This window comes from Luedemannella helvata (genome assembly GCF_039528415.1).
GTDB lineage: Bacteria > Actinomycetota > Actinomycetes > Mycobacteriales > Micromonosporaceae > Luedemannella > Luedemannella helvata.
The window spans coordinates 1-7,195 of the sequence record NZ_BAAALS010000062.1; the positions used below are offsets into that span (position 1 = coordinate 1).

Consider the following 7,195-nt stretch of genomic DNA (forward strand, 5'->3'; position numbering starts at 1 on the left):
TGGCAGAAGCTGGCTTCGGATTCATCACCGCGACCTGACGCCAGCGCGGTTCCGGACAGTCCCCTTGATGGATTTCGGCGTTGTGGTGACACTGGTGGGGCGTCACGATTCAGGCATGGTTGGCGGTGGTTCGCCACGCAGACCGGTCGGTAGGCAGGTGGAGCCGCGTGAACGTCGCGTCCCAGGCCTGGGCGTGCGGTGTTGCGAGGTATCGGTCCTGAGGTGGCAGACCTTGGGTGTCGCGGTTCCAGGCGGGATCGTGGTCGGCGACCACCGCGGCGAGTAGGCGTTGTGTGGGCGTGGCCGCTGAGTGTGCTGGTAGGCCGTCCGGGAAGATCACGCGCAGATACGGTTCGCACAGTGCCGCGATTGTCGGGTCGTTCTCGCCAGTGTCGAGGTAGGTGATGCCGTGGGGCACCGACGCGATCGCCGCTGGCAGGAGACGGTCGATGTCGTTGACGTGTCGGCACAGTCGTTCGGCGATCGCGGCCGCTGGGTGTGGCAGGGCCGTGAGTGACATCATGCCTTGCAGCGCGCACTTTTCCATGACGCCGGGGTTTGTAGTCGCTTGCGTCAGCAGGATCTCGATCGCTTCGGGATCGTCGGCAAGTGCGGGCGCGAGCGCGGCGCATATTCGCACGCCGGGGTGTGGGTCGCGCAGCCATTGTCGCGGTGTCCCGTCCAGTTCGCCGACACCGAGCAGCATCGAGGCGCGATGGTACGGGTCATCCGAGCTGCATTGCGCCAGGTGGTACGCGAGCAGTTGGGGCCGGTGCGCCACGAGATCGGGGTGGCGGCTGAGCATTGACGTGGCCGCGGCCGTACCGATCCGCACCTGAGCGGCGGGGTCAGCTAGCAGTGGCTCGACCGCCGCGAACACGTCGGGCAGCAGGTCGAAGCAGTCCGTGCGGGCCGCGGCGAGCAGTACCTCGCCGGGGGCGTCCGCGTCCGTCCACTCCAGCACCGAACGGGACTCCCGTAGGTACGCGGCAAGCCACCTCCGTACGTCGGGATCGTCACGGCGGGAAGCCATCGCCCGGTCAACGCCCGCGAGCGCTGCACCGGCGACGTCGCGCAGGAACCACAGGGCCGCGTAGCGCAGCGTCGCATCGTCGCCACCGAATCCAGGCTCTGCGATCGTTCGGGCCAGGTATCGCACGCCCACGACCGTGGCCGGGGTCAGACGCCCCCTGCAGTACAGCGCCGACCACAGAAATGAGTACGGCGCCCGCCAGAACGGCTCGCCCGGCCCTCGAGGACGATCGTCGCCGCGGCGCAGCGCGTCAAGGAGCGCTAGGTCGTCAACAGACGGGCCGAAGGCATGAAACGGCATGACTCGCCGTCACCAGGATGAGGACCGCAGCGGACGGATTATGCCGAACAGTAACAGCGCATCCAACCGCCAGGTACCGCGACCGACGCTGGGTTCCGACATGCTCATGGATCCTGGAACGGGGGTGGTGCTCCTATGGTGCTCGGACGACGCCGATAGCGACGGACTGGCCGAGGTCTTACTACACCCCCGCTGCGCGAATACCGTGCGCAGCAGCCGGGCGTCCAGCTGAGCCAGCCTGTAGTGGCCGAGGTAGGGGATGAGGACCTGTTCGACGTCTCGGGTGTAGTGGAACCGCGTGGTCGGGCGGATCTTCGTGCGGCTGTTGAGCCAGTGCCGTAGCCACCGCTGCACGGTCCATCCGGTGGCGGTGCGCGCGGCTTCGGTGGCGGCCAGCCACTCGTCGCGTGCCCGGCGTGCCGCCGCTTGCGACGGGAAACCGCCGCGGCGGAGGCGTTCGGAGCTACCCAGCAGGTTGGTGGCGGAGCAGTGGACGTACCAACTGCCGTGACCACGCTCTTTCAGTTGTCGGCACCGCCGTTCCAGCCGCTGACCGGCGCTGTTACGACACCCACACCGTTTGAAGATCACACCCGTGCTCGACATGACCATGCCCTTCGCCATTCATTCGTGACCTTCAGCATGCGGGTCCCTCGGCTAGGTGACGATCACCCTGGCGGGCGACGGCTGTTCGCGAGCGGAAGTCGATCAAGCGCAAGGCGTCGGGCGCGGCGGTGCTTGTCAGGGCTGTTCGTCGGCGTCTACGCCGTAATGGCTGGCACCGGTGGTGCGGACGCGTGCCTGGTGGCCGCAGGGCCGCAGTGACTGGTGCCTGTCGCTGTAGTCTCGCTGCGTGAGTTTGAAGGTGATCGAGGGTCGACTCTTCGAAGCGCAGGTCGGGGCGGGTGTAGAGCGGCGTGCTTTCGGCGAGTTCGTTGGGCCGTGCGGCGAGCTCGCGTCGTATGCGTTCGGCTGGACGACTGAGTGTGAGCATCACGTCGCCCGGCTCACCGTGGGGATCGGGGCCGGGAATCCGGGCGGCGCCAGTTTTCACGCGGTCGTCTTCGACAACGAGGACAGCTATGCGTGCTCGCTTGTCGACGAGCCGTTCGAGCGCGTACCCGAAGGCGGACCCGACCTCACCGCGGCCGAGGCGCGTGCGCATCCGGACCTGCCGTTCATCTGGTGGGTGGTGGACCGCGTCATGGAGCGCGACCGACGAGCGCGGTGGATGAAGCACTGGCTGCTGGGCACCACCAGTATCCAGACCGGTGAGGTCTTCGACCGGAAAGAGCCGATTCTGTACGTCAGTCACGACGCCGACGACGGGGTCTGGCAACTCATCGGAGCCGGTAACGCCGTCCCCGCGTCGGGCAAGCTCAGCCATCTTCACCACGCCGTAGAACACGATCTCACCCTGCTCGACGTGCTCGACCTCGAACCCGGCGAGTGCGCCTATCGGACCGGCCCGGACGCCCCTTGGACCAGCGAGCCGTCCTGAGACCAGACGCGATGGCGTCCGGGGCGGGTATACGGCGTACCGGATGAGGCATACGTGATCGAACATCATCAAAATGTGCCCGCCCAGAACGCGTCAGTAGCAAGCCAAGATCGGATGTGCTGGTCTCGGCATGAGGGCGCGGGTCGCGGCAGATCCGGATGCCGTTAGCCTCGATCGGTTTGAACACATCCGATCTATCAGTCATGATCTCTAAGCCCTTGCCCAAGAACGACGAGGGTCCGGCCTGCTATCCGTCTGCAGGCAGCAGCTGCGTGCCTGGCGGCGGCAGGGGCACGTGCGCGTCGATAGTCAGGACCAGATTCCGGGTCGATGGGTCCTCGTGAACCCGAACCGCAGCAACGGGCACCTCGGCAACGCCGTCCACCAGCAGCGCCGGTTCCCCGTCCCGGATCTCACCGTCGAGGCGGCCCATCAGTCGCAGACCTATACCGTCCGTCCGGGCCTCGGCCACCTCGAACCGCCATCGCGGCACCGTTCGGCCCGCCGACCGCGGCCGATACTCCCGGCTACCCGATTGACTCCGAAAGAACCGGGCACCGAACGCCAGGTCAACCTCCCGCAACTCGTTAAGCGACGTGTCCTGCATGTGCCGCCGCGCGTGCCGGGCCAGACACATCCGTACGCCGTGCCGGATCACCCACAGCCCATCGCCCCACCCATCTGGCAGGTCCACGAGATCACTGACAAGCGTGTCGACGTTGCCCGTCGCACCCACGGTCCGCAACGCCGCCGCAACGACGGTACGGGCATCATCTGGCACCACCCCGTCGGCCATGTACGGCAACGCGAGCAACAGTCGTTGCTCGCGGCTCAACGTGGGATCGGGCATGTCCGCCAACGCCGACAGCTCCTCCCAGCACAGCCCCGGCCCGTAATAGTCGCCCAGCCCGGCGATCCGCACAGCCGACCCACCGAGATCCGACGTGACCAGCACATCGAGCCCGCCATCGCCGGGAATGTTGCGATTGACGATGCGCAACCACCGCCACCAGTTACGCGCCGGCGTCAGCCGCACCGACAGCACCGGCCACCGCGTCTCGTCCAGCAGCGCCTGCTCCATCTCCAACCGTGCTGACTCGGGTACGTCAAACGCCTCCGACGTGTCCAATACCGCGCCACTCATGTACGCCAGGTACACCGGCCAGAACCCGGGCCGCTCAAGCAGGCCCTTGCCGTTGACAAGCCGCGCGCCCTCCGGCAGCTCGTACCCGTGAATCGCCAACTCGTCGTCGATCATGGCCGCCATCCTGGCAGAAGGGAATCAGGAGGCAAGGGGCGACAGTCCGATGCGGCTTGGTAGCCGAACTGCGAAGGCGGCAGCAGGCCACCTAAACGTCGCATCGTCCGATAATCGACAAAGCGGGTGATCCGCTCAGTAGCCTCTTTCGGGGTAAAGGACGGGATTGATCTCGTTAAGCATCTCAAGCAGCACGTCGGCCCCTTGGCGCACCCGCTCGTTCGGGTCCGTTGCCAAGGCTTCACACGTGCGTGTCGCGTCGTCCCGCTCGCTGGCGAAAATACCGAATACATCGAGGACCGCGGCATGGATGTGGGAGGACCGCTGGGAGTCGGCCGCGACCAGTGCTTCGGCGATGACCGCGAGGCCCACGTCATCCCGCGGCCGGAGCAAGGCTTCGGCGGTCATGCGGGTAACGAATGTGTCGCCGCCATCAAGTACGAGCCCGAGCAGAGTCGCCGCTGCCCCAGGCACGTCGGCGAAACTCGACATGGCGCGCCCCGCATCCGCCCGGTCGCGGTAGTCGCGACTTCCCGCCAGCCCGACCAGTGCGGTTACCGCTGCGCGTCTCTCCTCCTGGCCCACAGAAAGATCATTACACAACCTATGGCCCGGCTGACCAACCGCGAGTGCGACCTGCGCTCATCGGCAAAGCCGTGCGTTCGGATTCAGGTACCGGAGGCCATGTAGGCGGCGAGGATGTAGTTGGGGTGTCGGTCGAGGTTTCTGCGGGCGCGGTCGTAGCGCATGGTGGTGCGTGGGTCGGCGTGGCGGGCGGCGATCTGTACGTCGCGCAGGCTGACGCCGGCGTCGAGCATCGTGGTGACGAAGGTGTGGCGCAGCATGTGCGGATGCATCCGAGGCATTCGGATCCCCGCTCCGGCAGCCAGGTGCTTGAGCCGGCGGGTGGCGGCGTGGCGGTCCATGCGCCGATTCAGGGCGTTTCGCAGGATCGGTCCACTCTCGCGGTCGTCGACCGCTCGGTCGATGGCGCGGGCGACGGCTGGCGGGAGGGGGACGAGCACGACCTTGCCGCCTTTGCCGCGCACCCGCAGGACGCGATGGCCGTGCTCTTCACCGATGTCGCTGATGCTGCACCCGCAGGCTTCGAAGATCCTTAGTCCGAGTAGGCCAAGCATTGCCACGAGTGCGAAGTCGTTGATGTTGTCCGATAGCCGGGCGGTGGTGATCAGCGCTTCGAACTGTAGATGTCCCAGGCCCAGGGTGGGCGACTCGGCCGGCACGGACGGGCGGCGTATGTAGTCGGCCGGCGAATGCGGCAGGATCTGGTCGATGACGCAGACGCGGTAGAACACCACTACGACCGACAGTCGGCGCGAGACTGTCGACGGCTGGTAGCAGCCCTCGTCCTGAAGCCAGCGCACATACCGTTCGATGTCCGCCCGCATCGCGGTCAGGGCATCGAGGTCGTGGCGGGCGCACCACCGTAGGAAGACTCGTAGGTCTGATTCGGCGTGCAGCCGGGTCTGGCCGCGGTAGCGGCCCAGGTAGGCGGCCACTGCCGCTCGCAACACCACATGATCTGTAAAGACGCTCGGCGGATCCGATAGCGAAGAGGTAGCCATACCTCACGATGCGTCACATCAACCCGAGAGCGCCACCACGCCCGGCGAGGCAGATGCGGATTGTCGAGGTGAGCCGGCTAATGCGACGATCGGCCGATGGACGACGCGCTAATAGTGGCGCTGGCGCTGGCGCGGGTGCGGCGGGCGTTCGCGCGTTATCCGCGCCGGCCGGTGCTTGAAGGCTGCCCCCATTGTCGGTGCCCAGTGCAGGTCGATCAGCACGACCTGTTCTCGTTGACCCTCAGCCTCGGCAACACGGTCGGCGACCGCTACGACGTTAAGAGCCTGCTTCCCCTGCTGCTGGAGCGCCTGGTTGCGTCGGAGGAACTCGACCCTGCGATCGTTATCGGCATGCTGCCACGGGAACACTGGCGCACCTGGCCGCATGCCGAGCAGGATGCGGTGGACGGCTACCTCAACACGGTGTGGCGGTGGTTGCTGGCGGCGTACCCGCCGCAAGTCGGGTCGTTCCTCGACGCGCCCACCTTCCTCAATGCCGTCGCCGCTACCGGCGAGGACGTCGGCCGTTACCTCGACATCTGGAGCAACACGCCCAGCTCGGCGGCCGATCGCCACCTGGCCGATGCGGTCAACGGACTCCACTTCGCGTCCCGGAACTCGAGTGCCTTCGATATCTGGCTGCGCGGCGACGTGATCCGGGACCGGCTCTACCGCGCGTTCGAGCGTGACCACGCGTCGAGCTGGGCCGACGACTTCGCGCGAGCCTACGATCTCCTCCGCATCTGAGAGGGCGGTTTGCGAGGTTTTTGTAGTTCGTCCTCGCTCAATATCGTGAGGTTCGGGCGGTGCCGGTGACGGCTCGTCGCGGGCCGGCGTTGGGTGGGTCGTGGATGGACGGAAGCCGTATCCCAGCGATGTGACCGATGAGCAATGGGCGGTGGTCGGCCCGTTTCTTCAGGCGTGGAAGGCTCGCCATCCGTCGGTGTCGGGGCATCAGGGTCGCTATGAGCTGCGGGAGATCCTGAACTCGATCTTCTATCAGAACCGGACCGGTTGTCAGTGGGCGTACCTGCCGCATGATCTGCCGCCGAAGTCGGCGACGTACTACTACTTCGCCCTGTGGCGCGACGACGGCACCGACCAGGCCATCCACGACCTGCTGCGCTGCCAGGCCAGGGAGAAGGCCGGTCGGGCGGAGGATCCGACCGCGGTGGTGCTGGACACCCAGTCGATCCGCGCCGCGAACCACGTTCCGGCCGCGACGACCGGTAAGGACGCGGCCAAGAAGGTGTCCGGGCGCAAGCGGGGCCTGGCCGTGGACACTCTCGGCCTAATCATCGCGGTCGTGGTGACGGCCGCGTCGGCCACTGACAACGCGATCGGGATCATGAAGCTCGACAAGGTCGTTGAGCACACCCCGACGGTGAGCAAGGCGTGGGTGGACGCGGGGTTCAAGCACGACGTGGCGATCCACGGCGCTGTGCACAACATCGACGTTGAGGTCGTCAAACGCTGCGACATCACGCCGGGGTTCGTGCCGGTCGCGAAGCGGTGGG

General features: G+C 66.6%; 8 protein-coding genes. 3 read left to right on the top strand and 5 right to left on the bottom strand.

The genetic code is table 11. The features are described 5' to 3' along the window. Positions 1-109: 109 nt before the first annotated feature. On the bottom strand, positions 110-1,159 hold the full coding sequence (locus tag ABD191_RS28305; protein WP_344088828.1) for a hypothetical protein: 1,050 nt from the start codon (positions 1,157-1,159) through the stop codon (positions 110-112). Positions 1,160-1,342: 183 nt separating this feature from the next. Further along, positions 1,343-1,957: a hypothetical protein gene (locus ABD191_RS28310; protein WP_344088830.1), complete on the bottom strand. Its 615-nt coding sequence runs from the start codon at positions 1,955-1,957 to the stop codon at positions 1,343-1,345. A 229-nt stretch (positions 1,958-2,186) separates the two neighbouring features. On the opposite strand from ABD191_RS28310, the gene ABD191_RS28315 reads away from it, so the two are divergent. Further along, a complete protein-coding gene (locus ABD191_RS28315) occupies positions 2,187-2,834 on the top strand; it encodes a hypothetical protein (protein WP_344088833.1) in 648 nt (215 codons plus the stop codon). Between the two features lie 247 nt (positions 2,835-3,081). On the opposite strand, the gene ABD191_RS28320 is transcribed toward ABD191_RS28315, so the two are convergent. The 3 genes from ABD191_RS28320 to ABD191_RS28330 form a co-directional block, all read right to left on the bottom strand. Then, the gene (locus tag ABD191_RS28320; RefSeq protein WP_344088836.1) at positions 3,082-4,092 is read right to left on the bottom strand and encodes a hypothetical protein; all 1,011 of its coding nucleotides are present in this window, start codon (positions 4,090-4,092) and stop codon (positions 3,082-3,084) included. Between the two features lie 135 nt (positions 4,093-4,227). Next, the gene (locus tag ABD191_RS28325) at positions 4,228-4,677 is read right to left on the bottom strand and encodes a hypothetical protein (protein ID WP_344088839.1); all 450 of its coding nucleotides are present in this window, start codon (positions 4,675-4,677) and stop codon (positions 4,228-4,230) included. A gap of 83 nt (positions 4,678-4,760) precedes the next feature. After that, positions 4,761-5,612 carry a tyrosine-type recombinase/integrase gene (locus ABD191_RS28330; protein WP_344088842.1) on the bottom strand — a complete coding sequence of 284 codons (852 nt, stop codon included), beginning with the start codon at positions 5,610-5,612 and terminating at the stop codon, positions 4,761-4,763. A gap of 162 nt (positions 5,613-5,774) precedes the next feature. Between ABD191_RS28330 and ABD191_RS28335 the strand changes: the two genes are divergently transcribed. Both ABD191_RS28335 and ABD191_RS28340 read left to right on the top strand, forming a co-directional pair. Next, on the top strand, positions 5,775-6,425 hold the full coding sequence (locus ABD191_RS28335; RefSeq protein ID WP_344088845.1) for a hypothetical protein: 651 nt from the start codon (positions 5,775-5,777) through the stop codon (positions 6,423-6,425). 100 nt (positions 6,426-6,525) lie between these two features. Further along, the coding region (locus tag ABD191_RS28340) for an IS5 family transposase (protein ID WP_344088848.1) at positions 6,526-7,195 on the top strand (670 nt) is incomplete at its 3' end.

Coding starts and splice junctions, on each gene's coding strand:
- ABD191_RS28310 (WP_344088830.1), bottom strand. CDS start 1,957: ATGGCGAAGGGCATGGTCATGTCGAGCACGGGTGTGATCTTCAAACGG.
- ABD191_RS28320 (WP_344088836.1), bottom strand. CDS start 4,092: ATGATCGACGACGAGTTGGCGATTCACGGGTACGAGCTGCCGGAGGGC.
- ABD191_RS28335 (WP_344088845.1), top strand. CDS start 5,775: ATGGACGACGCGCTAATAGTGGCGCTGGCGCTGGCGCGGGTGCGGCGG.